Source organism: Enterobacter cloacae complex sp. ECL414, assembly GCF_021869685.1.
GTDB lineage: Bacteria > Pseudomonadota > Gammaproteobacteria > Enterobacterales > Enterobacteriaceae > Enterobacter > Enterobacter kobei.
Genome location: NZ_CP091481.1, coordinates 4,132,348 through 4,157,316, shown reverse-complemented (window position 1 = coordinate 4,157,316; position 24,969 = coordinate 4,132,348). Strand labels below are relative to the sequence as shown.

Below are 24,969 nucleotides of genomic sequence, written 5' to 3'. Positions count from 1 at the left end.
GCGCCACCCGACAACCCCACAAACGACATCAATTCTCATATTTGCGACATTAAGCACATTTCACTGTTTTCATCTCTTCAATGGCCTCAAGCAATCTACTGGCGATCGTTATCACAAAATTTCGCGCTGAAAAGGGGGGAATCCACGGTGTTGTTAATTTGTTGTGATTGTTGCCTTAATGATTCAATATGTTTTCATGTTTGATATCTACATATTGCATTTAAAAACATTCATCCTGCGAATGTGTGACGTATTCCTCTTTTTATCGAAAGCCAGCCTAAAAGCATCTGTAAAAATTGATAAATTGAAAGAATGTTTCAACTGAATAACGGTTATTTATTGGTCTTTAATTGCCTGAAAGATCGTCTTTATTGATTTTATTAACGCAGAAAAATTTATCCAGGTTATCGCCATAAAATAAATTTATTACTGTTAGTTTTGTTGATCGATATCAGCGTAATGGTGTGATCTGACAAGCTTAATTAATTGATTATAAAGGTTTTTTATGTTTTTTGTTGTTCCGGTGAATAACGCGGGAAGGCAAATTGTGAGTAACAGCACATACCCCCTGAAACAATATTGGGTAGAATCCGCTGCGTCATAGGGAAATAAGCGCAGAATATTATGAACACTATTATTCTACCGAAAACACAGCACCTCGTGGTATTTCAGGAAGTCATTAAAAGTGGCTCCATAGGTTCTGCTGCAAGACAACTGGGCCTGACGCAACCCGCCGTCAGCAAAATCATCAGCGATATCGAATCCTACTTCGGCGTGGAAGTCATGGTGCGTAAAAACACGGGCGTAAAACTGACTGCCGCAGGCCAGGTGCTGCTCTCCTACTCAGAGTCGATCACCCGCGAAATGAAAAACATGGTGAGCGAGATCAACAGCCTGAGTTTCAGCACCGTGATGGACGTCTCCTTTGGCTACCCGTCACTGATTGGTTTCACCTTCCTGTCCGAAATGATCAAAAAATTCAAGGAAGTGTTCCCGAAAGCGCGTGTATCTATGTATGAAGCCCAGCTCTCCTCTTTCCTGCCAGCCATTCGCGATGGTCGGCTGGATTTCGCCATCGGCACGCTGAGTGATGAGATGCTGCTGCAGGATCTGCACGTCGAGCCCTTGTTTGAGTCAGAATTTGTGCTGGTCGCCAGTAAATCACGAACGTGCACCGGCCCGACGACACTGGCATCGCTCACGCATGAGCAGTGGGTGATGCCGCAAACCGATATGGGCTACTACAAAGAACTTCTGACCACTCTGCAAGACAACCACATCAGTATTGAAAACATCGTCCAGACCGATTCCGTGGTCACCATTTATAACCTTGTCCTGAATGCCGATTATCTGACGGTGATTCCACGCGACATGATTGCTCCGTTCGGCTCGGATCAATTTATTGTTCTGCCGGTAGAGGATGAATTACCCGTGGCGCGTTATGCCGCCGTGTGGTCGAAAAATTACAGAATTAAAAAATCCGCGTCAGTATTGGTTGAACTGGCAAAACAATATGCCTCACTCACCGGTAAAAGACGACGATGAAATATTGTTCTCCTTAGAAGCAATAAACATTTTATAAAAAACACCCAGAGATAATTTTATGCTCTGATACCCTGACTTTGCCTGAAAAGAATGAATTATTATAACGAGGATATTATGCACATTACCTACGACCTTCCGGTAACGATTGAAGATATTCAGGACGCCAGAAAACGCCTGGCGGGTAAAATCTATAAAACCGGCATGCCGCGTTCGAATTATCTCAGCGAGCGCTGTAAGGGTGAAATATTCCTGAAGTTTGAAAATATGCAGCGTACCGGCTCGTTTAAAATTCGCGGTGCGTTTAATAAATTAAGCTCGCTGACCGATGCTGAAAAGCGTAAGGGCGTCGTCGCCTGCTCGGCGGGAAACCACGCGCAGGGTGTGTCGCTCTCGTGTGCAATGCTCGGCATTGACGGCAAAGTGGTGATGCCGATGGGCGCGCCAAAGTCTAAAGTAGCCGCGACGCGTGACTACTCGGCGGAAGTGGTGCTGCACGGCGAGAACTTCAACGACACCATCGCGAAAGTGAGTGAAATCGTCGAGATGGAAGGGCGCATTTTTATCCCGCCGTATGACGATCCGAAAGTGATCGCTGGACAGGGCACCATTGGCCTGGAAATTCTCGAAGATTTGTATGATGTGGATAACGTGATTGTTCCCATCGGCGGTGGCGGATTAATTGCCGGGATTGCAACGGCCATTAAATCCATTAACCCGACCATTAATATTATTGGCGTACAGTCTGAAAATGTTCATGGGATGGCGGCATCATACCAGGCCGGAGAAATCACCAACCATCGCGTCACCGGTACATTAGCTGACGGTTGCGACGTATCTCGTCCGGGTAAATTAACCTTCGAAATCGTCCGCGAACTGGTTGATGACATTGTGCTGGTGAGCGAAGACGATATTCGCAACAGCATGATTGCGCTTATTCAGCGAAATAAAGTGGTGACGGAAGGTGCTGGCGCGCTGGCCTGCGCGGCATTATTAAGCGGCAAACTTGACCACTATATTCAGGGCCGAAAAACCGTCTGCATTATTTCCGGCGGCAATATCGATCTCTCCCGTGTTTCCCAAATTACCGGCTTCGTTGACGCATAAAGGTGACCTATGAGCAACACAGAAAGCATTATCGTTGGCCAGACAAAAACGTCCTCCTGGCGTAAGTCTGATACCACCTGGACGCTGGGCCTGTTCGGAACCGCCATTGGCGCAGGCGTGCTGTTCTTCCCTATTCGCGCAGGCTTTGGCGGGTTGATCCCCATCCTGCTGATGCTGGTCCTCGCGTTCCCGATTGCATTTTACTGTCACCGCGCGCTGGCGCGTCTGTGCCTGTCCGGCAGTAATGTCTCAGGCAACATTACCGAAACGGTGGAAGAGCACTTCGGCAAGACCGGCGGGGTGGTCATCACCTTCCTCTACTTCTTTGCCATTTGCCCACTGCTGTGGATTTACGGCGTGACCATTACCAACACCTTTATGACGTTCTGGGAAAACCAGCTCCAGCTGCCTGCGCTGAACCGTGGTGTAGTGGCGCTGTTCCTGCTGCTGATGATGGCCTTTGTGATCTGGTTTGGTAAAGATCTGATGGTGAAGGTGATGAGCTTCCTGGTGTTCCCGTTCATCGCCAGCCTGGTGCTGATTTCCCTGTCGCTGATCCCATACTGGAACTCGGCGGTGATCGACCAGGTCAACCTGAGCGATATTTCCTTTACCGGTCATGACGGCATTCTGGTCACGGTGTGGCTGGGGATCTCCATCATGGTCTTCTCCTTCAACTTCTCGCCCATCGTCTCCTCATTTGTGGTCTCCAAGCGTGAAGAGTACGAGCCCGAGTTCGGTAAAGCGTTTACCGAGCAGAAATGTTCCAAAATCATCGGTCGCGCCAGCATGCTGATGGTCGCCGTAGTGATGTTCTTCGCCTTTAGCTGCCTGTTTACGCTCTCTCCGCAGAACATGGCGGATGCCAAAGCGCAGAACATTCCGGTGCTCTCTTATCTGGCGAACCACTTTGCCTCCATGTCGGGAACCAAATCGACGTTTGCCACGGTGCTGGAATACGGTGCGTCCATCATCGCGCTGGTCGCTATCTTTAAATCCTTCTTTGGGCACTATCTGGGCACCCTGGAAGGGCTGAACGGCCTGATCCTCAAGTTCGGTTATAAGGGGGATAAGAAGAAGGTTTCCGTTGGCAAGCTGAACACCATCAGCATGGTCTTCATCATGGGCTCCACCTGGGTTGTGGCCTATGCCAACCCGAACATTCTCGACCTTATCGAAGCCATGGGCGCACCGATCATCGCCTCTCTGCTGTGCCTGCTGCCGATGTACGCCATCCGCAAAGCGCCAGCCATGGCGAAATATAAGGGCAAACCCGAGAACATCTTCGTCACGGTTGTGGGCCTGCTGACCATTCTGAATATTGTTTACAAACTGTTCTAACCCATAGCTCAGGAAGAGCGGAGTCATATGATGATTGAGTTTCCGGTAGTACTGGTTATTAACTGCGGTTCGTCCTCTGTTAAGTTTTCGGTGCTCGACGCCAGCAGCTGTGAGACCCTGATGACGGGCATTGCGGACGGTATCAACACCGAAAAGGCCTTTATTTCCGTGAACGGGGGTGAGCCAGTCAAACTGGCTCACCAGGACTACGAAGGGGCGCTGGCAGCCATCGCCCTGGAGCTGGAGAAGCGCAACCTGATGAGCAGCGTGGCCTTAATTGGCCACCGTATTGCGCACGGCGGCGACCTCTTCAGCGAGTCGACCCTGATTACGAAAGAGGTGATTGAGCAGATCCGTCAGGTTTCCCCGCTGGCACCGCTGCATAACTACGCCAACTTAAGCGGCGTGGAAGCCGCAGAGCGGTTGTTCCCGGGCGTGCAGCAGGTGGCGGTATTCGATACCAGCTTCCATCAGACGCTGCCGCCTCAGGCGTATCTGTACGGCTTGCCGTACCGCTATTTTGAAGCGCTGGGCGTACGGCGTTACGGTTTTCACGGCACTTCCCATCGTTACGTGGCCGGACAGGCGCATACGCTTCTCGGGCTGTCCCCCGACGACAGCGGGCTGGTGATTGCTCATCTTGGTAACGGGGCCTCCATCTGCGCGGTGCGCAACGGTGAGAGCGTCGATACCTCCATGGGCATGACGCCGCTGGAAGGGCTGGTGATGGGCACGCGCTGTGGCGACGTGGATTTTGGCGCGATGGCGTGGATTGCCCAGCAAACCGGCCAGTCATTTGATGATCTGGAGCGCGTGGTTAACAAAGAGTCCGGGTTGCTGGGGATATCCGGCATCTCCTCCGATTTACGTGCGCTGGAGAAAGCCTGGCACGAAGGCAATCAACGGGCGCAGCTGGCGATCCACACCTTTGTCCACCGGATTGCGCGGCATATCGCCGGTCACGCGGCATCGCTGCATCGTCTGGATGGCGTGATCTTTACCGGTGGTATTGGCGAAAACTCGAAACTGATCCGCGCGCTGGTGGCGGAGCATCTTAAGGTCTTCGGCATCCTCCTCGACGAGGCTAAAAATGCCCTGCCGGGCAGCGCGGGCGAGCGCGTCATCAGCACCGATTCCTCCCGCGTAGTCTGCGCGGTTGTCCCTACCAATGAAGAAAAAATGATCGCGCTGGACGCCCTCCGTCTTGGGAAGGTCACTCCGGCTGCGGCTTACGCCTGATATAGCGAGAAACACATGAACGTAACAATCGATACAGGCGTCGCGCCCTACAGCGACGCATGGGCTGGCTTTCGCGGTGAAGAATGGAAAAACGCCGTCAACGTGCGCGATTTTATTCAGCATAACTACACCCCTTATGAAGGCGACGAAGCTTTCCTCGCGCAGGCGACGCCAGCAACGACGGCGCTGTGGCAGAAGGTGATGGTCGGCATTCGTCAGGAGAATGCCACCCACGCCCCGGTAGATTTTGATACTAACATTGCCACCACCATTACCGCTCACGGGCCGGGTTATATCGATCAGGATCTGGAGACGATCGTCGGGCTGCAAACCGATAAACCGCTCAAGCGCGCCCTGCATCCGTATGGCGGGATCAACATGATCCGCAGCTCGTTTGAAGCCTATGGCCGCGAGATGGATCCGCAGTTTGAATACCTGTTTACCGACCTGCGTAAAACCCATAACCAGGGTGTGTTTGACGTCTACTCGCCGGAGATGATGCGCTGCCGTAAATCCGGTGTGCTGACCGGTCTGCCGGACGGTTACGGACGCGGGCGCATCATCGGTGACTACCGACGCGTGGCGCTGTACGGCATCACCTATCTGGTGCGCGAGCGTGAGCTGCAGTTTGCGGATCTCCAGCCGAAGCTGGAACGCGGTGACGATCTCGAAGCGACGATCCGCCTGCGTGAAGAGCTGGCGGAGCACAAGCGTGCTTTGCTCCAGATCCAGCAGATGGCGGCGAACTACGGCTTTGATATTGCGCGTCCGGCGATGAACGCGCAGGAAGCGGTGCAGTGGGTCTACTTTGCCTACCTGGCAGCGGTGAAATCCCAGAACGGCGGGGCGATGTCGCTGGGGCGCACGGCGTCGTTCCTTGATATCTACATTGAGCGCGACATGCAGGCCGGACGGCTAAATGAGGTGCAGGCGCAGGAGCTGATCGACCACTTCATCATGAAGATCCGCATGGTCCGCTTCCTGCGCACGCCGGAGTTCGACACGCTCTTCTCGGGTGATCCGATCTGGGCGACGGAAGTGATTGGCGGAATGGGGCTGGACGGCCGCACGCTGGTCACCAAAAACAGCTTCCGCTATTTGCACACCCTGCACACCATGGGGCCTGCGCCGGAGCCCAATCTGACGATCCTCTGGTCTGAACAGCTGCCGATTGCATTTAAGAAATACGCCGCGCAGGTGTCGATTGTCACCTCCTCACTGCAGTACGAGAACGACGATCTGATGCGAGCCGACTTCAACAGCGACGACTACGCCATTGCCTGCTGTGTCAGCCCGATGGTGATCGGCAAGCAGATGCAGTTCTTTGGCGCCCGCGCCAACCTCGCGAAAACGCTGCTGTACGCCATCAACGGCGGAGTGGATGAGAAGCTGAAGATTCAGGTCGGCCCGAAAACCGCGCCATTGCTGGATGAGGTGCTGGATTATGACACCGTGATGGCGAGCCTGGATCACTTTATGGACTGGCTGGCGGTGCAGTACATCAGCGCGCTGAATCTCATTCACTACATGCACGATAAGTACAGCTACGAAGCCTCACTGATGGCGCTGCATGACCGTGACGTCTATCGCACCATGGCATGTGGCATCGCCGGGCTGTCGGTCGCGGCGGACTCTCTCTCCGCGATTAAATACGCCACGGTGAAACCGGTGCGCGACCACACCGGTCTGGCGGTTGATTTCGTCATCGAAGGTGACTATCCGCAGTACGGCAACAACGACGACCGCGTGGACAGCATCGCCTGCGACCTGGTTGAGCGCTTTATGAAGAAAATTCAGGCGCTGCCGACCTATCGCAATGCGGTGCCGACCCAGTCTATTCTGACCATTACCTCCAACGTGGTTTACGGCCAGAAGACCGGGAATACGCCGGACGGTCGCCGCGGCGGCACGCCGTTTGCCCCTGGCGCGAACCCAATGCACGGCCGTGACAGAAAAGGGGCGGTGGCCTCGCTGACGTCGGTGGCCAAGCTGCCGTTCACCTATGCGAAGGACGGGATCTCCTACACCTTCTCTATCGTGCCGCAGGCGCTGGGCAAAGATGAGCTGGTGCGCAAAACCAACCTGGTGGGGCTGCTGGACGGGTACTTCCACCATGAAGCATCCATTGAGGGCGGGCAGCACCTGAACGTCAACGTAATGAACCGGGAAATGCTGCTGGACGCCATTGCGCATCCGGAAAATTACCCGAATCTGACCATTCGTGTTTCAGGCTATGCCGTGCGCTTTAATGCCCTGACGCGCGAGCAGCAGCAGGATGTGATATCGAGGACGTTTACTCGATCTATCTAAAAGTGTGTTCTCAGGCCCCCTCAACGCAGGGGGCATTTTTTTGCCCGCTAAACATACAAAATTGTTTATATAATTACTCACACATATTCATCCGCTCTTGAAAAACAATGTTCCTGCTTTTCCCAATAACAAAATGTAAGGACAGTAAGATGATGAAAATGACCCGTATTGCTTTGATTGCAGCGTCGTTGGCGGTGTGCAGTTTTACCGCGCAGGCCGCGAACGTTGAGGCAGCCCCGTCTCCATCGCAGGATCCGCTGGTACAGCACCTGAAGCTCAGCAATGAGCAGATTAATAAGATTAAAGAGTTGCATCAGCAACTGGAGCAAAACGTCAGCAAGATCCCAATGACGGGCGTGAAGGACGGCGCGCTGATCGACATGTTCCAGGCGGGTAAATGGGACGAAAGCACGGTGAAAAGCCAGCTCTCTGCCTTCAGTAAGATTGAGCAGCAGGCGCGCTACTACCGAGTGAAATATTACTTTGACGTCAGCCAGGTGCTGACGCCGGAGCAGCGTAAGCAGGTCAAAACCGATATGGCTAACGCGCTGGCTGAGTGATTTCCTACCCGCGCACGGCGCGGGTTTTTATTTCTTGATCGTCGTCACTTTTAGAAAAGTTATGCATTTAAAGAATTAAAAAAGGAAATTTTTCCTCCAGTCTTTGAAAATCCCCATAAAACTTGTGACTTTTTTCTCCCTCGCTCCGGATATGATCTTCCCACACCAATAACAAGCACCTGCTGCCCTCTGACTCGCAATCGCTGGCGATCGGAATCTAATAAAAAGAACTGTTTACCCTACAAAATAAGCGAGTACCCAATGGATACGGCAACAAACAGCAGTGTGATTGTGAATGATTCCCCTGCGGCAAGGCGGGCGGGAATGAGTGAAAGCGAGTGGCGAGAAGCGATTAAATTCGACAGCACCGACACGGGGTGGGTCATCATGAGTATCGGGATGGCTATTGGCGCGGGGATTGTTTTTCTCCCTGTGCAGGTTGGATTAATGGGATTGTGGGTCTTTTTGCTCTCGTCGATTATTGGTTATCCGGCCATGTATCTGTTCCAGCGTTTGTTTATTAATACGCTGGCGGAGTCTCCGGAATGCAAAGACTACCCAAGCGTAATTAGCGGTTACTTAGGTAAAAACTGGGGCATCCTATTAGGTGCGCTCTATTTCGTGATGCTGGTGATCTGGATGTTTGTTTATTCCACTGCCATCACCAACGACAGCGCATCGTATTTGCATACTTTCGGTGTGACCGACGGGTTGCTGTCTGACAATCCGTTCTACGGTTTATTCCTGATCTGCATTCTGGTCGCCATTTCTTCACGCGGTGAAAAGCTGCTGTTTAAGGTCTCCAGCCTGATGGTGCTGACCAAACTATTCGTGGTTGCCGCGCTGGGGCTGTCGATGATTGGCCTCTGGCATTTAGCCAATGTGGGCATGCTGCCACCGGTGGGTCTGCTAATTAAAAACGCCATTATTACGTTGCCCTTTACCTTAACCTCCATTCTGTTTATTCAGACTTTAAGCCCGATGGTTATCTCGTACCGCTCACGGGAAAAGTCCGTTGAAGTGGCGCGACACAAAGCATTGCGGGCAATGAATATCGCTTTTGGCGTACTGTTTGTGACGGTCTTCTTTTACGCTGTCTCTTTCACCCTGGCAATGGGACACGACGAAGCGGTCAAAGCCTACGAGCAGAATATCTCTGCCCTGGCGATCGCGGCGCAATTTATCAGCGGCGACGGTGCGGGCTGGGTCAAAATCGTCAGCGTAATTCTCAATATCTTTGCCGTGATGACGGCATTCTTCGGCGTCTATCTGGGCTTTCGTGAGGCCACGCAGGGGATCGTCATGAACGTCCTGCGCCGCAAAATGCCAACAGAGAAAATCAATGAAAGCACCGTCCAGCGCGGCATCATGTTATTCGCCATTCTGCTGGCCTGGAGCGCGATTGTCTTAAACGCGCCGGTATTGAGCTTCACCTCCATTTGTAGCCCTATCTTCGGCATGGTGGGCTGCCTGATCCCTGCATGGCTGGTCTATAAAGTGCCAGCACTGCATAAATATAAAGGCGTGTCGCTGGTGATTATTGTTATCACCGGGCTGCTGCTTTGTGTTTCTCCTTTCCTCGCATTCTCCTGAGGGTAATTAAGGTCGTAACGATGTCTGAGCAAACTCATCCTTTATGGAATCAATTTATTCGCGTGGTGCAGGAAGAAGTTAAACCTGCACTGGGGTGCACCGAACCCGTTTCTCTGGCGCTGGCTTGTGCAATTGCCGCAGAGCACCTGTCAGGCGACGTAACACATATTGAGGCGTGGGTATCGCCGAACCTGATGAAGAACGGGCTGGGCGTAACGGTGCCGGGTACCGGAATGGTCGGGTTGCCGATTGCGGCGGCGCTGGGCGCCATCGGTGGTAATGCGCAGGCGGGGCTGGAGGTACTGAAAGATGCCAGCGCGGATGCGCTGGTACGGGCCAAAGCGTTGCTGAGTGCCGGTCAGGTGCAGGTGAAACTTCAGGAACCGTGCGAAGAGATTCTCTATTCACGAGCCTGTGTATACGCCGGTGATGCCTCGGCGATGGTGACTATCGCGGGCGGGCATACCCGTGTGGTGGAAGTGGTGTGTCAGGGCGAAACGCGCTTCAGGCTGGACGATCAACAGGCAGAGGCAGGGAGTGACCCCCTGGCGGTGCTGTCAACCACGACGCTTTCGCAGATCCTGGAGTTTGTCGAGCAGGTCCCGTTCGATGCGATCCGGTTTATCCTTGATGCCGGGCGTTTGAACGATGCGCTCTCACGCGAAGGGCTCAGCGGGCAATGGGGGTTGCACATTGGTGCGACGCTCGATAAACAGCGCACCCGCGGATGGATGGCACAGGATCTGGGTTCAGATATTGTTATCCGCACTAGCGCGGCCTCGGATGCCCGCATGGGCGGTGCGACACTGCCAGCGATGAGTAATTCCGGGTCAGGAAACCAGGGGATCACCGCGACTATGCCGGTTGTTGTTGTGGCTGAACACGTTCAGGCTGACGACGAGCGGCTGGCGCGGGCGCTGATGCTTTCACATCTGTCGGCCATTTATATCCACTACCAGCTTCCGCGCTTGTCCGCATTGTGTGCAGCAACGACGGCGGCAATGGGCGCAGCGGCAGGTATGGCGTGGCTGATGGACGGAAGCTACAAGACGGTTGCGATGGCAATCGGCAGTATGATCGGGGATGTCAGTGGGATGATCTGTGATGGCGCCTCCAATAGCTGCGCGATGAAAGTCTCCACCAGCGTCAACAGTGCCTGGAAAGCAGTCATGATGGCGCTGGACGATTCTGCCGTAACGGGCAATGAGGGGATTGTGGCGCACGATGTGGAACAGTCTATTTCCAACCTGTGCGCACTGGCGTGCCGCTCGATGCAGGCAACGGATCGGCAGATTATCGAGATTATGGCGAGTAAGGTGTAAAGAATACCCCTCTCCCGTTTGGGAGAGGGGTAAGGTTAATTACACCGGTAAATCAATCAGTAGCGCCCGCAATGCCGTATCGGCCTCCAGGGTAATATTCGCTTCATCACGAATAAACGCCCCGTCACCACAGGTGAGTGCCTCTTTCTCTTCCGTATGCGTTACGGCATGCACCGTACCGTGGATGGACTGTAAATACGCACGCGGTCCATGAAGCTGGAAGCTCGCCTGCTCACCTTTCTTCAGTTCGATATGATGCAGCCATACCTGCTGACGCAGCTGCAGGCTGCCTTTGCTGCCATCAGGCGACGCAATCAGCTGCTGCTTATCGCCCGTTAAATCTACCTTTTGTACCAGCGGGTTTTCCCGCTCAGGGCAGGCGTCCAGCCACAACTGCATACGGGTCAGCGTTTTATCTTTGCTGAGGTTATGCTCGCTGTAACTGATGCCCGGCTGCGTCGAAATTAACAACGCTTCGCCAGCCTTTGCCTGGACATGATTGCCCTCGCTATCGCGGTATTCTGCCTCGCCTTCCAGGATCAGGTTCAGGATATCGACTTTCGGGTACGTACGCGGCTGGAAGGACGCGCCAGGGGCGAGCACTTCCTGATTCAACACGCGTAATGAAGCGTAACCGAGGAGTTTAGGGTCAAAGTAGTGTCCAAAAGAAAAGGTGTAGCGGGCCTGCAGCCAGCCGAAATCGGCTTGTCCGCACTGTTTAGCTGTTCTTGTCGTAATCATAAACTTGACCTCTCTTTACACTAAAACAATGGTAAAGGTATGGACGCTGCATTGTTAGCCAGATATTCTGCCCGGTATGTTCAAATTTCCTGAATGAGAACGAGATGGCTAAAGAGAGAGCATTGACGCTTGAGGCGCTTCGCGTCATGGACGCGATTGACCGGCGCGGCAGTTTTGCGGCAGCCGCTGATGAACTGGGGCGCGTTCCGTCGGCGCTGAGTTACACCATGCAGAAGCTGGAAGAGGAGCTGGACGTGGTGCTGTTTGACCGCTCCGGTCATCGAACAAAATTCACCAACGTGGGCCGAATGCTGCTGGAGCGCGGTCGCGTGTTGCTGGAAGCGGCGGATAAGTTAACGACCGATGCCGAAGCGCTGGCGCGCGGTTGGGAAACCCATCTGACGTTAGTGACCGAAGCGCTGGTGCCTACTGAAGCGCTGTTCCCGCTGGTTGACCGTCTGGCTGATAAAGCGAACACGCAGCTGTCGATCATTACCGAAGTGCTGGCAGGCGCGTGGGAGCGCCTGGAGACGGGCAGGGCGGATATCGTTATTGCGCCGGATATGCACTTCCGCTCGTCGTCGGAAATCAACTCGCGCAAGCTCTACAGCGTGATGAACGTTTACGTTGCCGCACCCAATCACCCGATTCACCAGGAGCCAGAGCCGCTCTCTGAGGTGACGCGCGTGAAGTATCGCGGCGTGGCGGTCGCTGATACCGCGCGTGAACGTCCGGTGCTGACGGTGCAGCTGCTGGATAAACAGCCTCGTCTGACGGTCACTTCACTGGAAGACAAACGACAGGCGCTGCTGGCCGGGCTTGGCGTGGCAACCATGCCGTATCCGTTTGTGGAAAAAGATATTGCGGAAGGGCGTCTGCGCGTTGTGAGCCCGGAGTACACCAGCGAAGTGGACATTATTATGGCCTGGCGCCGCGACAGCATGGGCGAAGCCAAATCGTGGTGCCTGCGCGAAATACCCAAACTCTTTGCGCACCACAACAAATAAGCGTGTAGGCCCGGTAAGCGTAAGCGCCACCGGGCAATAATTTACGCAGCGATCTTAGGATCCGGACCAAAGCGGTTTTCGCCCGGCGTACCGGACTGGCAGTTGAAGATCAAAATCACAATCCATCCCACGATCGGGATCAGCAGCAGCAACAGCCACCACGCCGAACGATCGGTATCGTGGAGGCGTCGAAACTGCACGGCCCAGGAAGGCAACAGAATAAATAAGCCGTAAATTGAGGTGAGAACGCCTTCCCCGCTCGCCCACTCCCAGCCCAGAATTTTATCCACGATGCTTAGCACCAGCGCGAAGATGAAGTTCACCAGAATGAACATCCAGTACTCTTTGCGGCGGGCGCGGCCACCAAATCCAATATAGTTGCGCAGTACGTTTAAATACCAGTCCATTTTTCCTTGCCTCAATAATCGGTCAATCACTTGTTTTTTAAGCGATCGAGATAAGGATAGATGGAGATTGTGAATTAAAAAAGGGCATCTGGTGATGCCCTTGATATTTATCCAAAACGCACGTCGCGACCGTGCGGCTCATCCAGATCCTGCCACGGGCCGATGGAGATAATGCCCGTCGGATTAATGGTCTTGTGGCTGCGGAAATAGTGGGTGCGGATATGGTCGAAGTCGACCGTTTCGGCAATGCCCGGCATCTGGTAGATGTCGCGCAGGAAACCATACAGGTTCAGATAGTCACTGATACGATGCTTGTCGCACTTAAAGTGAGTGACATAGACCGGATCAAAGCGCACCAGCGTGGTCCACAGACGAATATCGGCTTCCGTCAGGCGGTCGCCTGTCAGATAGCGATGCTGGCCGAGGATCTGCTCCAGACGCTCCAGCGATTCAAACACTTTCCCGACCGCGTCGTCATAGGCTTCCTGGCTGGTCGCAAACCCGGCTTTATAGACACCGTTGTTGACGTTGTCGTAGATCCAACTGTTCAGCTCGTCAATTTTATCGCGCAGCTCAACCGGGTAGTAGTCCCCGGCGCGGGCGCCGTGTGCATCAAACGCGGTATTGAACATGCGGATGATTTCCGCAGATTCGTTGCTGACAATCGTCTGGTTTTTCTTGTCCCACAGTACCGGGACAGTAACGCGTCCGGTGTAGTGCGGATCGGCGCGCAAATAAAGCTGGTAGAGGAAATCGTGGTGGTAAAGATCGTCGCCGGTCGCGGCGGGGAAATCACTGTCAAACGTCCAGCCGTTTTCCAGCATCAGCGGGTTGACCACCGAAACCGGAATGAGGGATTCAAGGCCTTTAAGTTTGCGCACAATCAGCGTGCGGTGTGCCCACGGGCAGGCCAGAGAAACATAAAGATGATAACGATCTTTCTCGGCCGCGAAGCCGCCTTCACCGCTCGGGCCAGGTGCGCCATCGGCGGTCAGCCAGTTACGGAAGGCCGAAACAGAGCGCTTAAAGCGTCCTCCGGTGGATTTTGTGTCATACCAGACATCCTGCCAGACGCCGTCTACGAGTTGTCCCATTTTTTCTCCTCCGTCAGATAGCAAAAGCGAGGAGATGTCTCCTCGCTTTGTGTTTATTCAGTATAGCGTGCTTACCACTTCTTATTCAGAAGGCGGTCGATGCTGTATGCGCCTGGGCCAGTGACTGCCAGCAGCAGGAAGCCACCCGCGATGGTCAGGTTTTTCATGAACATCAGAGAGTTCACGCCTTCCGCAAAGTTGCTGTGGAAGATGAACGCTGTCAGCACGGTGAAGCCCGCGGTAAACAGCGCGGTAGTACGGGTCAGGAAACCGAACAGAACCGCCAGGCCGCCGCCGAACTCAAGCAGAATGGTCAGAGGCAGCAGGAACCCCGGCACGCCCATGGCTTCCATGTACTGCTGGGTACCCGCATAACCGGTGATTTTTCCCCAACCCGCTACGATAAACAGGATTGGCATCAGAATACGCGCTACCAGTACACCAACATCTTCTAATTTTTTCATTTTACTCTCCAGGAAACCACATCAGCGGCTGAACTTTATTTGTGTGCAATTCCGGGTAGATACCGCGGATTTGCTGTCGATGGAGAGGATAATAAACGGGGCGGGTGACAATTGTTAGCAAGGAAAACTGTCAATCTTATTCAAAGATATTGAGTAAAAACAGGTGCGCGCTGGTGCCCTCACCCCAACCCTCTCCCACGGGGAGAGGGCGCAAAAACAAAAACGGTAACCTGAGTTACCGTTTTGCTTTTACCTCGAAGCCGCCACCCGGCGAGAAGGCTACCTCAGCTGCTGCTGACGCAACGTCGCTTTCACCAAACGCCAGGCGCTCCAGGCACCAAAACCGCGGCGTGCCCAGCGGATGAGCATATTTGGATGACGAACCGTCCAGATAGCCATTACGCTACTGCCGACCAGCGCCCATGAACGCAGGCTCAGAAAGGTATTCCAGCCACGGTCAAACCGCCGCGTCGCGTCAATCCAGTCGCGACGGCTGGCAGAAAGATCCAGCCGTTGCTGCTGGATCTGACTCAACAGGTAGGCTTTGCGCTTCTGACGTTCGGCTTTGTCGCTCACGGCTTGTCATCCTCCAGCAGGGCGCGATCGTTAGCCAGCTCCTGACGCGTATGGCGCAGGAAAGTCGACTTGCGTGCTTTGCGCAGCGTCCAGATGCCGCCAATCAACGCGGCGACCAGCAAAACGACGGTGGTGGCAATCATCGCGTTGAGTCGATACTGCGGATCAATGGCCCAGATGATTAACACCATCAGGCTCATCAGACCAAACGCGGCGAAGAGCATGGTCAGGCCGAGCATCAGCAGCATCTGGAAGAGATTTGCTTTCTCCTCTTCCAGCTCGACCACTGCCAGCCGGACGCGCGTTTCGGCAATCCCGACCAGCGTGGTTAAAATACGCTGGCCGATGCCGAGGACGTTGTTAGCAGGCCCTTGTGCGTGACGAGGATCTTCCATATCAACGACGCGTCAGAAGAACACCCAGTACCACACCGACGGCGGCACCAATACCTACCCCCGTCCATGGATTATCGCGCACATATTCGTCCGCGCGAGCCGCCGCTTCACGGGTCTGTTTTGCCAGTGCATCACCGGTTTCACCCAGGCGGTAGCGGCTCTCTTTCAGCGCCTGCTCCGCTTTGCTACGCAGCTTGCTCACTTCTTCTTTCGACTTGTCGGCGGAAGAGTTCAACACCTCTTCAAGGGTATCGGCCAGGGATTTCAGTTCAGCGCGCAGATGTTCAGACGTCGTATCTTTTGACATGATTCTCTCCTGTTGAGATTTCCGTTAACTCAATAATCGCGAGCTTCCAGCGCTTTCAGGTCGTCCTGCGCTTCTTTCAACTTCTTCTCGCGCTTAGCAATTTTTTCCGCATCCCCTTTCTCTTTCGCTTCCTGCAGGTCTTGACGGCGCTCGGCTATCTCGTCCTTCTGTTCAGCGATTTTTTTCTGATGATCGGCACGTAGCTTGCTGTCTGTACAGTTTGCTTTCACTTCGCTCAGCGCTTTTTTAAGACCATCAACACGGTGCTGATTGTTATGCTTTTCGGCGTAACCGATCTCACGCTGAATATCCTGTTCTTTCTCCTGACAGAGAGAGTTGGCGAAGGTCGCTGTGCTTAAAGAAAAAAGGGCCAGAGCCAGAGTCATGCGGAATTTCATTATCGAAACCTTCCATTGTGTTGCGGCGTAAGCCGCTTTCCAGAATGATGCGGAGTACATTCGAGGGGTGCTCCGCGTACTTAAGCATAGTAAGTAAACGGGGGATTCACCAAAGTGAGTGAAAAGATTCGGAATCCTGGTAATTATCCAAACCGATGCGACGTATCGCGAATCAATGACAGCCACGCCGCTGGCTGGTTGTCATCTTCCTGCTGGGCAATGATATACCCACGCGGCAGCGTACGGTCAAGAACCGCTTTCGCCGCGGCGCTTTGCGTGCGGGAGTCAAACTTGATCAGTAGCACATCGTCTTTTGGCGTAATGCTTTTAAAGCGGATCCCGTTCGCGTCCAGATGATGCCAGACAGAGAAACCGTCGGGCACGCTGGCGCCCTGATTAACCGGACGAATGGCCAGCGTAGATTCCTCATGTGAAAGCGCGCTCCAGGCCAGCAGAAGGGCGCAGAGGAACATCAGTACAATGAATGCACAGGCAGAACGGCGCAGGGCGAGGGGAGAGATAACCATCGTTAACCTCGCGCTCCGTACTTTTTCTTCCACAGAACAACCAGCGAGCCAATCAGGCCGAAGACCAGCAGAACCACTGGAAGCAGCATCAGACAGGACATCAGCTGATCTTCATATTTCATGAAGACCGGCGTTTTACCCAGCGCATAGCCCAGCGTCGTCAGGATCAGCACCCACAGCAGGCCGCTCATCCAGTTAAAGAACTGGAAGCGCGTGCTGCTCAACCCGGACAGCCCGGCAATGGTGGGCAGCAGGGTGCGCACAAAGGCAATAAAGCGGCCCATCAGCAGTGCGGAAAGCCCGTGCTTATGGAAAAGGTGATGCGCCCGCTGGTGGTAATGCGCCGGCAGATGAGAAAGCCAGTTCTGTACGATCCGGGTATTGCCCAGCCATCTTCCCTGGATATAACTCACCCAGCAGCCGAGGCTGGCCGCGATGGTCAGTAATAAAACGGTTTGCGGGAATGCCATTGCCCCTTTGGCACACAGCACACCGACAAGCACCAGCAAACTGTCACCCGGTAAGAAGGCCGCAGGCAGCAAACCATTCTCCAGGAACAGGATCATAAATAAGACAAAATAGAGCATGCCAATCATGGAAGGGTTGGCCAGCGTTTCAAAATCCTGCGCCCAGAGGGCTTGCAGTAGTTGAGTCAAAAGTTCCATTCAGTGTTCCTGGAAATCGGTTAACGTCACGCCTGTTAGCCGGGACAAACAGTACGGCGACATTGTTGTGATTTCATTATGGTCGCTCGCGGACACATTGCGGTGTGGCCAACACTGTTCCCTGTTAATTGGCTGGTTAGCAAGCACTAACTTACAAAATAACGAAGTGAATCCAATTGTAACAAAGCCCAACGTTCTGCGTCACAGAATTTGCAGGGTGAGGTGATTTTGGCGTAAGCCCTGGAAGTGAGCGAGGGGATTTACAAAGGCTGACACTATATATGTTTTGCTTACCCACTTAAGCTGGAAGGCGCAGCGAAGCGCCTGCCAGCAGAAAGGTCATCTATTTTGCGGCACTGGGTGCCGTATCAAGATGAACCACTGGATTATCAGCAAAAAGATAGCGGTCTGCGTTAAATTCGAAGTCGTCGCTGGTTTCATTGAACAGCATCTGCTTGGTGTTTTCCAGATGTTGCCACATCGCCAGTTTTGCCGCGTGAGGATCTTTACGAATCAGCGCCTTAAGGATTTGATCATGATCGTCACACCAGTTGTCGACGGTGCGGGAATCGATATGATCGTGCAGTTTTTTCCAGTAAGGGTTGTGAACGCGCTGAGTCCACATTTTCTCAACGATTGCCGCCAACGCCGTATTCTGGGTTGCCAGCGCAACCTGGACGTGAAACTGCAGGTCCCACTCAGAATCCCGGAAACATTTTTCTTTGCGGGCGTTCTCCTGGATTTCCATTAACTTCATGATGTCCTGCTTGGTCACCTGCGTCGCGGCAAATTCGGCAATATTGCTTTCGATTAACTGGCGAGCCTGGAGCAGCTCAAACGGACCATAGCTGGCGAATTCCAGACTTTCATCCGTTACCGGAGAGTGTTTAGGCTGATTGGAAATCACATGAATACCGGAGCCTTTGCGGACCTCAACATAGCCTTCCACTTCCAGCATGATAATGGCTTCACGCACGACGGTACGGCTCACGCTTTTTTCATCGGCAATGAAACGCTCGGCGGGAAGTTTATCACCGACAAGATAGACGCCTTGCTCGATGCGATCTTTCAGCTCCGCAGCAAGTTGTTGATATAAACGACGTGGTTCGGTGATGTCCATATGCGCTCCAGGCAGGGTACGGCAGATGATTTGTTATACCACTTCTGCGTGCCACTCTCCAGATTTTGACATGAAAAAAGCCGCTACGGAGCGGCCTTTAATACCCGGCGGCGCTTCGCTTGCACGGGCCTACGGGTTTTGTAGGCCGGGTAAGGCGAAGCCGCCACCCGGCACAGCGATGCTAACTCTGCGTAGCCGGTTTCCCGAGCGTCTCTTTCTGCAGCTCCTCGGCGGATTTGTTTTTCAGTACCGTCCAGATCACTACCGCACCCATCAGGTCGAAGACGGCCAGCACGGCGAACAGCGGGCTAAAGCCGATGGTGTCTGCCAGGGCACCCACTACCAGCGCAAACAGCGTACTTGCAGTCCATGCCGCCATCCCGGTCAGGCCGTTAGCGGTGGCGACTTCATTACGGCCGAAGACGTCAGACGAGAGCGTAATCAGCGCGCCGGAAAGTGACTGGTGAGCAAAACCGCCAACGCACAGCAGCGCGATAGCCACGTAAGGGCTGGTGAACAGGCCAATCATCCCCGGTCCAATCATCAGCAGCGCGCCCATGGTCACGACCATTTTACGGGAGACAATCAGGTTCACACCAAACCAGCGCTGGAACAGCGGGGGCAGGTAGCCACCCACGATACAGCCCAGATCGGCGAACAGCATCGGCATCCAGGCGAACATCGCGATCTCTTTCAGGTTAAAGCCGTAGACTTTAAACATGAACAGCGGGATCCACGCGTTGAACGTCCCCCAGGCAGGCTCAGCGAGGAAGCGCGGCAGGGCAATACCCCAGAACTGACGGGTGCCCAGGATCTGCCAGACGGATAGTTTCTTGCCGTTGTTGACCTGATGCTGCGCTTCCTGACCGCCAATAATGTATTCGCGTTCTTCTTCGGAGAGTTTTTTCTGGTCGCGCGGATGCTTGTAGAAAATCAGCCACGCCATTGCCCATGCGAAGCTCAGCACGCCTGAGATAATGAACGCCAGCTGCCAGCTGTGCATCACGATAGCCCACACCACCAGCGGCGGTGCAATCATCGCGCCAATCGACGACCCCACGTTGAAGTATCCGACAGCAATGGAACGCTCTTTCGCCGGGAACCATTCGGAGCTGGCTTTCAGCCCTGCCGGGATCATTGCCGCTTCGGCGGCACCTACTGCACCACGCGCCAGCGCGAGCCCGCCCCAGCTGCCTGCCAGCGCCGTTGCGCCACAGAAAATGGCCCAGGTGACGGCGAAGAAGGCATAGCCGATTTTGGTGCCTAAAATATCCAGAACATAGCCAGCAACCGGCTGCATAATGGTATAAGCCGCGGAGTAGGCCGCAATGATGTAGGAATATTGCTGGGTTGAAATGTGCAGCTCTTCCATTAGCGTAGGCGCCGCCGCCGCTATGGTGTTACGCGTCAGGTAGCCCAGCACGGTGCCCAGCGTCACCAGTGCGATCATATACCAACGTAACCCTTTAATTTTACGCATCTAAAACCTCATCGTTATGTTATTTCCGTGCCAGAGCACGGCAACCTCTCAACCGTTTCCGGGAGCAGCTGTGTAACGGGAGGGGCGTAGCCGGAAGGTGTTTCCGGAACGGCCCGAACTTTGCCATCAGTAAGCGTCTTTCAGTCGGTATCCGTACCGTTAAATCCGATGTTTCACACCGGCAATGCATTCCGTCGGCTTATGGTTTGCGACGGCGAAAAGATAACTTGTCATACAACTTTAAAAGGTGAGTGACATCACAAATGTATGATTATTTGTGTGGGCATTCTGCTTTGCGGATGAAGCCAGTATTGGCGCGGGGTGGAGAAGAGTTTACGTCATTCAGGGGGATTTATTTGTTGGCGTTTATTGATCTTACTCACGAAAAAAACGTCTGCCGATGGAAATTGGTGTGATAACTTTGCAGCATATGAACATACGCTTTCTGACGCTCCCGTAATGAGGATGACGATAATGACGCCGTTTATGACTGACGATTTTCTGCTAGATACCGAATTTGCTCGCCGTCTGTACCATGACTATGCCAAAGACCAGCCGATTTTCGACTACCACTGCCACTTGCCGCCGCAGCAGGTTGCCGAAAATTACCGTTTCAAAAACCTGTATGACATCTGGCTGAAGGGTGACCACTATAAATGGCGTGCGATGCGCACCAACGGTGTGGCTGAGCGCCTGTGTACCGGCGACGCCAGCGACCGCGAGAAGTTTGACGCCTGGGCCGCGACCGTTCCACACACGATCGGCAACCCGCTCTTTCACTGGACCCATCTGGAACTGCGCCGTCCGTTTGGCATCACCGGAAAACTGCTTTCACCTGCCACTGCGGATGAAATCTGGGACCAGTGCAACGAACTGCTGGCGCAGGATAACTTCTCCGCACGCGGTATCATGAAGCAGATGAACGTGAAGATGGTGGGTACCACCGACGATCCCATTGACTCCCTGGAACATCACGCTGTCGTGGCGAAAGATACCTCTTTCGATATTAAAGTGTTGCCAAGCTGGCGCCCGGACAAAGCTTTCAACATCGAACAGGCCACCTTCAACGATTACATGGCGAAGCTGGCCGAGGTGTCCGATACCGATATCCGCCGTTTCGCCGATCTGCAAACCGCGCTGACCAAACGTCTGGATCACTTTGCGGCACATGGCTGTAAAGTCTCTGACCATGCGCTGGACGTGGTGCTGTTTGCGGACGCCAGCGAAGCCGAGCTGGACAGCATTCTGGCGCGTCGTCTCTCGGGTGAAACGCTTAACGAGCACGACGTGGCGCAGTTTAAAACGGCGGTGCTGGTGTTCCTCGGTGCGGAATACGCCCGTCGCGGCTGGGTACAGCAGTACCACATCGGCGCGCTGCGCAACAACAACCAGCGTCAGTTCAAACTGCTCGGTGCTGACGTGGGCTTCGACTCCATCAACGATCGCCCGCTGGCGGAAGAGTTATCTAAACTGCTGAGCAAACAGAACGAGCAAAACCTGCTGCCCAAAACCATCCTGTACTGCCTGAACCCGCGCGATAACGAAGTGCTGGGCACCATGATTGGCAACTTCCAGGGCGAAGGGATGCCGGGCAAGATGCAGTTCGGTTCCGGCTGGTGGTTCAACGACCAGAAAGATGGCATGGAGCGTCAGATGACGCAGCTGGCACAGCTTGGCCTGCTGAGCCGCTTTGTCGGCATGCTGACTGACAGCCGCAGCTTCCTGTCCTATACGCGCCATGAATATTTCCGCCGCATTTTGTGCCAGATGATTGGCCGTTGGGTTCACGCAGGCGAAGCGCCAGCCGATATCCAGCTGCTGGGCGACATGGTGAAAAACATCTGCTTTAACAATGCGCGTGACTACTTCGCCATTGAACTGAACTAAGGCCGTCTGAGGTTGATATGCAATACATCAAAATCCATTCGCTGGATAACGTTGCCGTCGCGCTGGCAGATTTGACCGAAGGGACGGAAGTGACCTTCAACAACCAGTCGCTGACGTTACGCCAGGCCGTTGGGCGTGGACACAAGTTTGCCCTGATCCCCATTGCGAAAGGGGAGAACGTGGTGAAGTACGGCTTGCCCATCGGTCATGCACTGGCGGATATTGCGCCGGGTGAATATATTCATTCCCACAACACCCGCACAAATCTGAGCGATCTTGACGAGTACAGCTATCAACCTGATTTTCAGTCGGAAGAAGAGCAGGCGGCGGATCGGGACGTGCAGATCTACCGTCGTGCGAACGGTGAGGTGGGGATCCGCAACGAGCTGTGGATCCTTCCAACCGTCGGCTGCGTGAACGGCATTGCACGCCAGATCCAGACGCGTTTTCTGAAAGAGACACACGATGCCGAGGGTACCGACGGCGTACATCTCTTCAGCCATACCTACGGCTGTTCGCAGCTCGGCGACGACCATATCAACACCCGCACCATGCTGCAAAACATGGTGCGCCACCCTAACGCGGGAGCGGTGCTGGTGATTGGCCTCGGCTGTGAAAACAACCAGGTCGATGCCTTCCGCGACACGCTGGGCGAATTTGACCCGGCGCGCGTTCATTTTATGGTATGTCAGCACCAGGATGACGAAGTGGAGGCGGGCGTGGAACATCTGCACCAGCTGTACGAGGTGATGCGTCACGATAAACGCCAGCCGGGCAAGCTAAGCGAGCTGAAGTTTGGTCTGGAGTGCGGCGGGTCCGATGGCCTGTCCGGCATCACGGCGAACCCGATGCTGGGCCGCTTCTCGGATTACGTGATCGCTAACGGCGGCACAACGGTGCTGACCGAGGTGCCGGAAATGTTCGGCGCAGAGCGCATTCTGATGAGCCACTGCCGCGACGAAGAGACGTTTGAGAAGACCGTCACCATGGTGAACGACTTCAAACAGTACTTCATCGCCCATAATCAGCCGATTTATGAGAACCCGTCGCCGGGTAACAAAGCGGGCGGGATCACGACGCTTGAAGAGAAATCCCTCGGCTGTACCCAGAAAGCGGGGGCAAGCCAGGTCGTGGACGTCCTGCGTTACGGCGAGCGCCTGAAAACCCACGGTCTGAACCTGCTGAGCGCACCGGGTAACGATGCGGTCGCCACCAGCGCGCTGGCGGGGGCTGGCTGCCACATGGTGCTGTTCAGTACCGGTCGCGGCACGCCGTACGGTGGCTTTGTGCCGACGGTCAAAATCGCGACCAACAGCGAGCTGGCGGCGAAGAAAAAGCACTGGATTGATTTCGACGCAGGCCAGCTGATTCACGGCAAAGCGATGCCGCAGCTGCTGACGGAGTTCGTGGACGCCATCGTGGCGTTTGCCAGCGGCAGACAGACCTGCAATGAGAAGAACGATTTTCGCGAGCTGGCGATCTTTAAGAGTGGTGTGACGCTTTAGGTTGAGTGCGGGCTGGTGCCCTCACCCCGGCCCTCTCCCACGGGGAGAGGGTGAAAACATTAAAAGCGGCAACCAGAGGTTGCCGCTTTGCTGTTAACCTCGCAGAGCGTTCTTCGCTAAACGCGCGTCTTCCGCCTGACAGGCCGCTGCGGTGAACAGCACATCGGTTGAGGAGTTCAGCGCCGTTTCGCAGGAGTCCTGCAATACGCCGATGATAAAGCCGACGGCCACAACCTGCATGGCGATCTCGTTCGGGATACCGAACATGTTACATGCCAGTGGGATCAGCAGCAGCGAGCCACCCGCCACGCCGGACGCGCCACAGGCACACAGAGAAGCCACCACGCTCAGCAGCAGCGCCGTTGGTAGATCGACCGGAACACCTAAGGTATGTACCGCTGCCAGGGTCAGCACGGTGATGGTGATTGCCGCGCCCGCCATGTTCACGGTCGCACCCAGCGGGATCGACACGGAATAGGTATCGCGGTCCAGATTCAGCTTCTCCGCCAGCGCCATGTTAACCGGGATATTTGCCGCAGAGCTGCGGGTGAAGAAGGCATACACCCCGCTCTCACGCAGGCAGGTTAGCACCAGTGGATACGGGTTGCGGCGGATCTGCCAGAACACCAGCAGCGGGTTGATCACCAGCGCCACCAGCAGCATACAGCCGACCAGAACAACCAGCAGCTGCGCGTAGCCCCACAGCGCGTCGAAACCGGTGGTGGCCAGCGTGGAGGAGACCAGCCCGAAAATACCGATTGGCGCAAAACGAATCACCAGTTTCACCATAAAGGTGACGGCATTCGATAAATCGTTGACCAGATTTTTCGTGGTCTCGTTGCCGTGACGCAGCGCGAAGCCCAGACCAATCGCCCAGACCAGGATGCCGATGTAGTTCGCGTTCATCAGCGCCGTGATGGGGTTGGATACCATGCTCATCAGCAGACCGCGCAGCACTTCCACAATGCCGGACGGCGGTGTGATGTCACCGGCCGCGCTGGTCAGGTGCAGCGTAGACGGGAACAGGAAGCTAAATACCACGGCCGTTAAGGCAGCGGAGAAGGTTCCCAGAAGATACAGGAACAGAATAGGGCGAATGTTGGTTTTTTGTCCGTGCTGGTGGTTGGCAATGGAGGCCATGACCAGCATCAGAACCAGAACCGGTGCGACGGCCTTCAGGGCGCCAACAAAGAGGGTGCCGAGAAGCCCGGTGGCTTCTGCAGCGGGTTTTGACACCATTGCCAGCAGAATGCCCAGTACCAACCCGACGAGAATTTGTTTAACGAGGCTGCCCTGCGCCAGGCGCGCGAACAGACCGCTTGATTGTGTGCTCATACGTTATTCCTGAGTGAAATTGCGTTCCATCCTGTATGTGCTCTAAG

The 24,969-nt window shown here is 54.5% G+C and carries 24 protein-coding genes; 11 read left to right on the top strand and 13 right to left on the bottom strand.

The features are described 5' to 3' along the window. Positions 1 to 624: 624 nt before the first annotated feature. From tdcA to L3068_RS19940, 8 genes are all read left to right on the top strand, one after another. Positions 625 to 1,545 (top strand): transcriptional regulator TdcA, encoded by a 921-nt coding sequence (gene tdcA / locus L3068_RS19975; protein WP_117581449.1) that lies wholly within the window; start codon positions 625 to 627, stop codon positions 1,543 to 1,545. A gap of 114 nt (positions 1,546 to 1,659) precedes the next feature. After that, the gene (tdcB, locus tag L3068_RS19970; protein ID WP_096217841.1) at positions 1,660 to 2,649 is read left to right on the top strand and encodes a bifunctional threonine ammonia-lyase/L-serine ammonia-lyase TdcB; all 990 of its coding nucleotides are present in this window, start codon (positions 1,660 to 1,662) and stop codon (positions 2,647 to 2,649) included. A 9-nt stretch (positions 2,650 to 2,658) separates the two neighbouring features. Next, positions 2,659 to 3,990: a threonine/serine transporter TdcC gene (gene tdcC / locus L3068_RS19965; protein WP_045134790.1), complete on the top strand. Its 1,332-nt coding sequence runs from the start codon at positions 2,659 to 2,661 to the stop codon at positions 3,988 to 3,990. A 30-nt stretch (positions 3,991 to 4,020) separates the two neighbouring features. Beyond that, positions 4,021 to 5,229, top strand: a complete 1,209-nt coding sequence (tdcD, locus tag L3068_RS19960; protein WP_023331368.1) for a propionate kinase — start codon at positions 4,021 to 4,023, stop codon at positions 5,227 to 5,229. A gap of 15 nt (positions 5,230 to 5,244) precedes the next feature. After that, positions 5,245 to 7,539: a formate C-acetyltransferase gene (gene pflB / locus L3068_RS19955; protein WP_117581448.1), complete on the top strand. Its 2,295-nt coding sequence runs from the start codon at positions 5,245 to 5,247 to the stop codon at positions 7,537 to 7,539. A 149-nt stretch (positions 7,540 to 7,688) separates the two neighbouring features. Beyond that, complete coding sequence (locus L3068_RS19950; protein ID WP_023338812.1) at positions 7,689 to 8,099, top strand: Spy/CpxP family protein refolding chaperone; 411 nt, start codon at positions 7,689 to 7,691, stop codon at positions 8,097 to 8,099. 261 nt (positions 8,100 to 8,360) lie between these two features. Beyond that, on the top strand, positions 8,361 to 9,692 hold the full coding sequence (locus L3068_RS19945) for an SLC5/6 family protein (protein ID WP_014885337.1): 1,332 nt from the start codon (positions 8,361 to 8,363) through the stop codon (positions 9,690 to 9,692). Between the two features lie 20 nt (positions 9,693 to 9,712). Beyond that, the gene (locus L3068_RS19940) at positions 9,713 to 11,014 is read left to right on the top strand and encodes an L-cysteine desulfidase family protein (protein ID WP_059373466.1); all 1,302 of its coding nucleotides are present in this window, start codon (positions 9,713 to 9,715) and stop codon (positions 11,012 to 11,014) included. A 39-nt stretch (positions 11,015 to 11,053) separates the two neighbouring features. Here L3068_RS19940 and L3068_RS19935 read toward each other — a convergent pair whose 3' ends face one another. Then, on the bottom strand, positions 11,054 to 11,755 hold the full coding sequence (locus L3068_RS19935) for a pirin family protein (protein ID WP_014885335.1): 702 nt from the start codon (positions 11,753 to 11,755) through the stop codon (positions 11,054 to 11,056). A 104-nt stretch (positions 11,756 to 11,859) separates the two neighbouring features. Between L3068_RS19935 and L3068_RS19930 the strand changes: the two genes are divergently transcribed. Continuing rightward, entirely contained in the window at positions 11,860 to 12,762 is a 903-nt protein-coding gene (locus tag L3068_RS19930; protein WP_014885334.1) for a LysR family transcriptional regulator, read from the top strand. A 41-nt stretch (positions 12,763 to 12,803) separates the two neighbouring features. On the opposite strand, the gene L3068_RS19925 is transcribed toward L3068_RS19930, so the two are convergent. The 11 genes from L3068_RS19925 to L3068_RS19875 all read right to left on the bottom strand — a co-directional run bounded on the left by L3068_RS19925 (position 12,804) and on the right by L3068_RS19875 (position 20,195). Beyond that, positions 12,804 to 13,169, bottom strand: coding sequence for a DUF805 domain-containing protein (locus L3068_RS19925; protein WP_014885333.1), 366 nt, complete (start codon positions 13,167 to 13,169; stop codon positions 12,804 to 12,806). A gap of 107 nt (positions 13,170 to 13,276) precedes the next feature. Continuing rightward, positions 13,277 to 14,263: a glutathione S-transferase family protein gene (locus L3068_RS19920; protein ID WP_014885332.1), complete on the bottom strand. Its 987-nt coding sequence runs from the start codon at positions 14,261 to 14,263 to the stop codon at positions 13,277 to 13,279. A 71-nt stretch (positions 14,264 to 14,334) separates the two neighbouring features. Continuing rightward, entirely contained in the window at positions 14,335 to 14,727 is a 393-nt protein-coding gene (locus L3068_RS19915) for a DoxX family protein (protein ID WP_014885331.1), read from the bottom strand. 279 nt (positions 14,728 to 15,006) lie between these two features. Beyond that, positions 15,007 to 15,303, bottom strand: a complete 297-nt coding sequence (locus L3068_RS19910) for a YqjK-like family protein (protein WP_014885330.1) — start codon at positions 15,301 to 15,303, stop codon at positions 15,007 to 15,009. After that, positions 15,300 to 15,698 carry a phage holin family protein gene (locus L3068_RS19905; protein ID WP_014885329.1) on the bottom strand — a complete coding sequence of 133 codons (399 nt, stop codon included), beginning with the start codon at positions 15,696 to 15,698 and terminating at the stop codon, positions 15,300 to 15,302. The genes L3068_RS19910 and L3068_RS19905 overlap by 4 nt, the downstream gene beginning before the upstream one ends. A 1-nt stretch (position 15,699) precedes the next feature. Further along, positions 15,700 to 16,005, bottom strand: a complete 306-nt coding sequence (locus tag L3068_RS19900; RefSeq protein ID WP_008503141.1) for an ElaB/YgaM/YqjD family protein — start codon at positions 16,003 to 16,005, stop codon at positions 15,700 to 15,702. Between the two features lie 29 nt (positions 16,006 to 16,034). Further along, positions 16,035 to 16,403: a DUF1090 domain-containing protein gene (locus L3068_RS19895; RefSeq protein WP_014885328.1), complete on the bottom strand. Its 369-nt coding sequence runs from the start codon at positions 16,401 to 16,403 to the stop codon at positions 16,035 to 16,037. Positions 16,404 to 16,546: 143 nt separating this feature from the next. Further along, on the bottom strand, positions 16,547 to 16,930 hold the full coding sequence (gene mzrA, locus L3068_RS19890; protein ID WP_014885327.1) for an EnvZ/OmpR regulon moderator MzrA: 384 nt from the start codon (positions 16,928 to 16,930) through the stop codon (positions 16,547 to 16,549). 2 nt (positions 16,931 to 16,932) lie between these two features. After that, positions 16,933 to 17,595, bottom strand: a complete 663-nt coding sequence (yqjA, locus tag L3068_RS19885; protein WP_014885326.1) for a DedA family general envelope maintenance protein YqjA — start codon at positions 17,593 to 17,595, stop codon at positions 16,933 to 16,935. Positions 17,596 to 17,938: 343 nt separating this feature from the next. Continuing rightward, positions 17,939 to 18,715 (bottom strand): transcriptional regulator ExuR, encoded by a 777-nt coding sequence (exuR, locus tag L3068_RS19880; protein WP_014885325.1) that lies wholly within the window; start codon positions 18,713 to 18,715, stop codon positions 17,939 to 17,941. A gap of 181 nt (positions 18,716 to 18,896) precedes the next feature. Beyond that, a complete protein-coding gene (locus L3068_RS19875; RefSeq protein ID WP_023331362.1) occupies positions 18,897 to 20,195 on the bottom strand; it encodes an MFS transporter in 1,299 nt (432 codons plus the stop codon). Between the two features lie 474 nt (positions 20,196 to 20,669). On the opposite strand from L3068_RS19875, the gene uxaC reads away from it, so the two are divergent. Further along, positions 20,670 to 22,082: a glucuronate isomerase gene (uxaC, locus tag L3068_RS19870; protein ID WP_014885323.1), complete on the top strand. Its 1,413-nt coding sequence runs from the start codon at positions 20,670 to 20,672 to the stop codon at positions 22,080 to 22,082. 17 nt (positions 22,083 to 22,099) lie between these two features. Further along, positions 22,100 to 23,587 (top strand): UxaA family hydrolase, encoded by a 1,488-nt coding sequence (locus L3068_RS19865; RefSeq protein WP_117581445.1) that lies wholly within the window; start codon positions 22,100 to 22,102, stop codon positions 23,585 to 23,587. Between the two features lie 93 nt (positions 23,588 to 23,680). Here the strand turns inward: L3068_RS19865 and sstT are convergent, their stop codons facing one another. After that, a complete protein-coding gene (gene sstT / locus L3068_RS19860) occupies positions 23,681 to 24,922 on the bottom strand; it encodes a serine/threonine transporter SstT (protein ID WP_023331360.1) in 1,242 nt (413 codons plus the stop codon). Positions 24,923 to 24,969: the final 47 nt, after the last annotated feature.

Coding starts and splice junctions, on each gene's coding strand:
- tdcA (WP_117581449.1), top strand. CDS start 625: ATGAACACTATTATTCTACCGAAAACACAGCACCTCGTGGTATTTCAG.
- tdcB (WP_096217841.1), top strand. CDS start 1,660: ATGCACATTACCTACGACCTTCCGGTAACGATTGAAGATATTCAGGAC.
- tdcC (WP_045134790.1), top strand. CDS start 2,659: ATGAGCAACACAGAAAGCATTATCGTTGGCCAGACAAAAACGTCCTCC.
- tdcD (WP_023331368.1), top strand. CDS start 4,021: ATGATTGAGTTTCCGGTAGTACTGGTTATTAACTGCGGTTCGTCCTCT.
- pflB (WP_117581448.1), top strand. CDS start 5,245: ATGAACGTAACAATCGATACAGGCGTCGCGCCCTACAGCGACGCATGG.
- L3068_RS19950 (WP_023338812.1), top strand. CDS start 7,689: ATGATGAAAATGACCCGTATTGCTTTGATTGCAGCGTCGTTGGCGGTG.
- L3068_RS19945 (WP_014885337.1), top strand. CDS start 8,361: ATGGATACGGCAACAAACAGCAGTGTGATTGTGAATGATTCCCCTGCG.
- L3068_RS19940 (WP_059373466.1), top strand. CDS start 9,713: ATGTCTGAGCAAACTCATCCTTTATGGAATCAATTTATTCGCGTGGTG.
- L3068_RS19935 (WP_014885335.1), bottom strand. CDS start 11,755: ATGATTACGACAAGAACAGCTAAACAGTGCGGACAAGCCGATTTCGGC.
- L3068_RS19930 (WP_014885334.1), top strand. CDS start 11,860: ATGGCTAAAGAGAGAGCATTGACGCTTGAGGCGCTTCGCGTCATGGAC.
- L3068_RS19925 (WP_014885333.1), bottom strand. CDS start 13,169: ATGGACTGGTATTTAAACGTACTGCGCAACTATATTGGATTTGGTGGC.
- L3068_RS19920 (WP_014885332.1), bottom strand. CDS start 14,263: ATGGGACAACTCGTAGACGGCGTCTGGCAGGATGTCTGGTATGACACA.
- L3068_RS19915 (WP_014885331.1), bottom strand. CDS start 14,727: ATGAAAAAATTAGAAGATGTTGGTGTACTGGTAGCGCGTATTCTGATG.
- L3068_RS19905 (WP_014885329.1), bottom strand. CDS start 15,698: ATGGAAGATCCTCGTCACGCACAAGGGCCTGCTAACAACGTCCTCGGC.
- L3068_RS19900 (WP_008503141.1), bottom strand. CDS start 16,005: ATGTCAAAAGATACGACGTCTGAACATCTGCGCGCTGAACTGAAATCC.
- L3068_RS19895 (WP_014885328.1), bottom strand. CDS start 16,403: ATGAAATTCCGCATGACTCTGGCTCTGGCCCTTTTTTCTTTAAGCACA.
- mzrA (WP_014885327.1), bottom strand. CDS start 16,930: ATGGTTATCTCTCCCCTCGCCCTGCGCCGTTCTGCCTGTGCATTCATT.
- yqjA (WP_014885326.1), bottom strand. CDS start 17,595: ATGGAACTTTTGACTCAACTACTGCAAGCCCTCTGGGCGCAGGATTTT.
- exuR (WP_014885325.1), bottom strand. CDS start 18,715: ATGGACATCACCGAACCACGTCGTTTATATCAACAACTTGCTGCGGAG.
- L3068_RS19875 (WP_023331362.1), bottom strand. CDS start 20,195: ATGCGTAAAATTAAAGGGTTACGTTGGTATATGATCGCACTGGTGACG.
- uxaC (WP_014885323.1), top strand. CDS start 20,670: ATGACGCCGTTTATGACTGACGATTTTCTGCTAGATACCGAATTTGCT.
- L3068_RS19865 (WP_117581445.1), top strand. CDS start 22,100: ATGCAATACATCAAAATCCATTCGCTGGATAACGTTGCCGTCGCGCTG.
- sstT (WP_023331360.1), bottom strand. CDS start 24,922: ATGAGCACACAATCAAGCGGTCTGTTCGCGCGCCTGGCGCAGGGCAGC.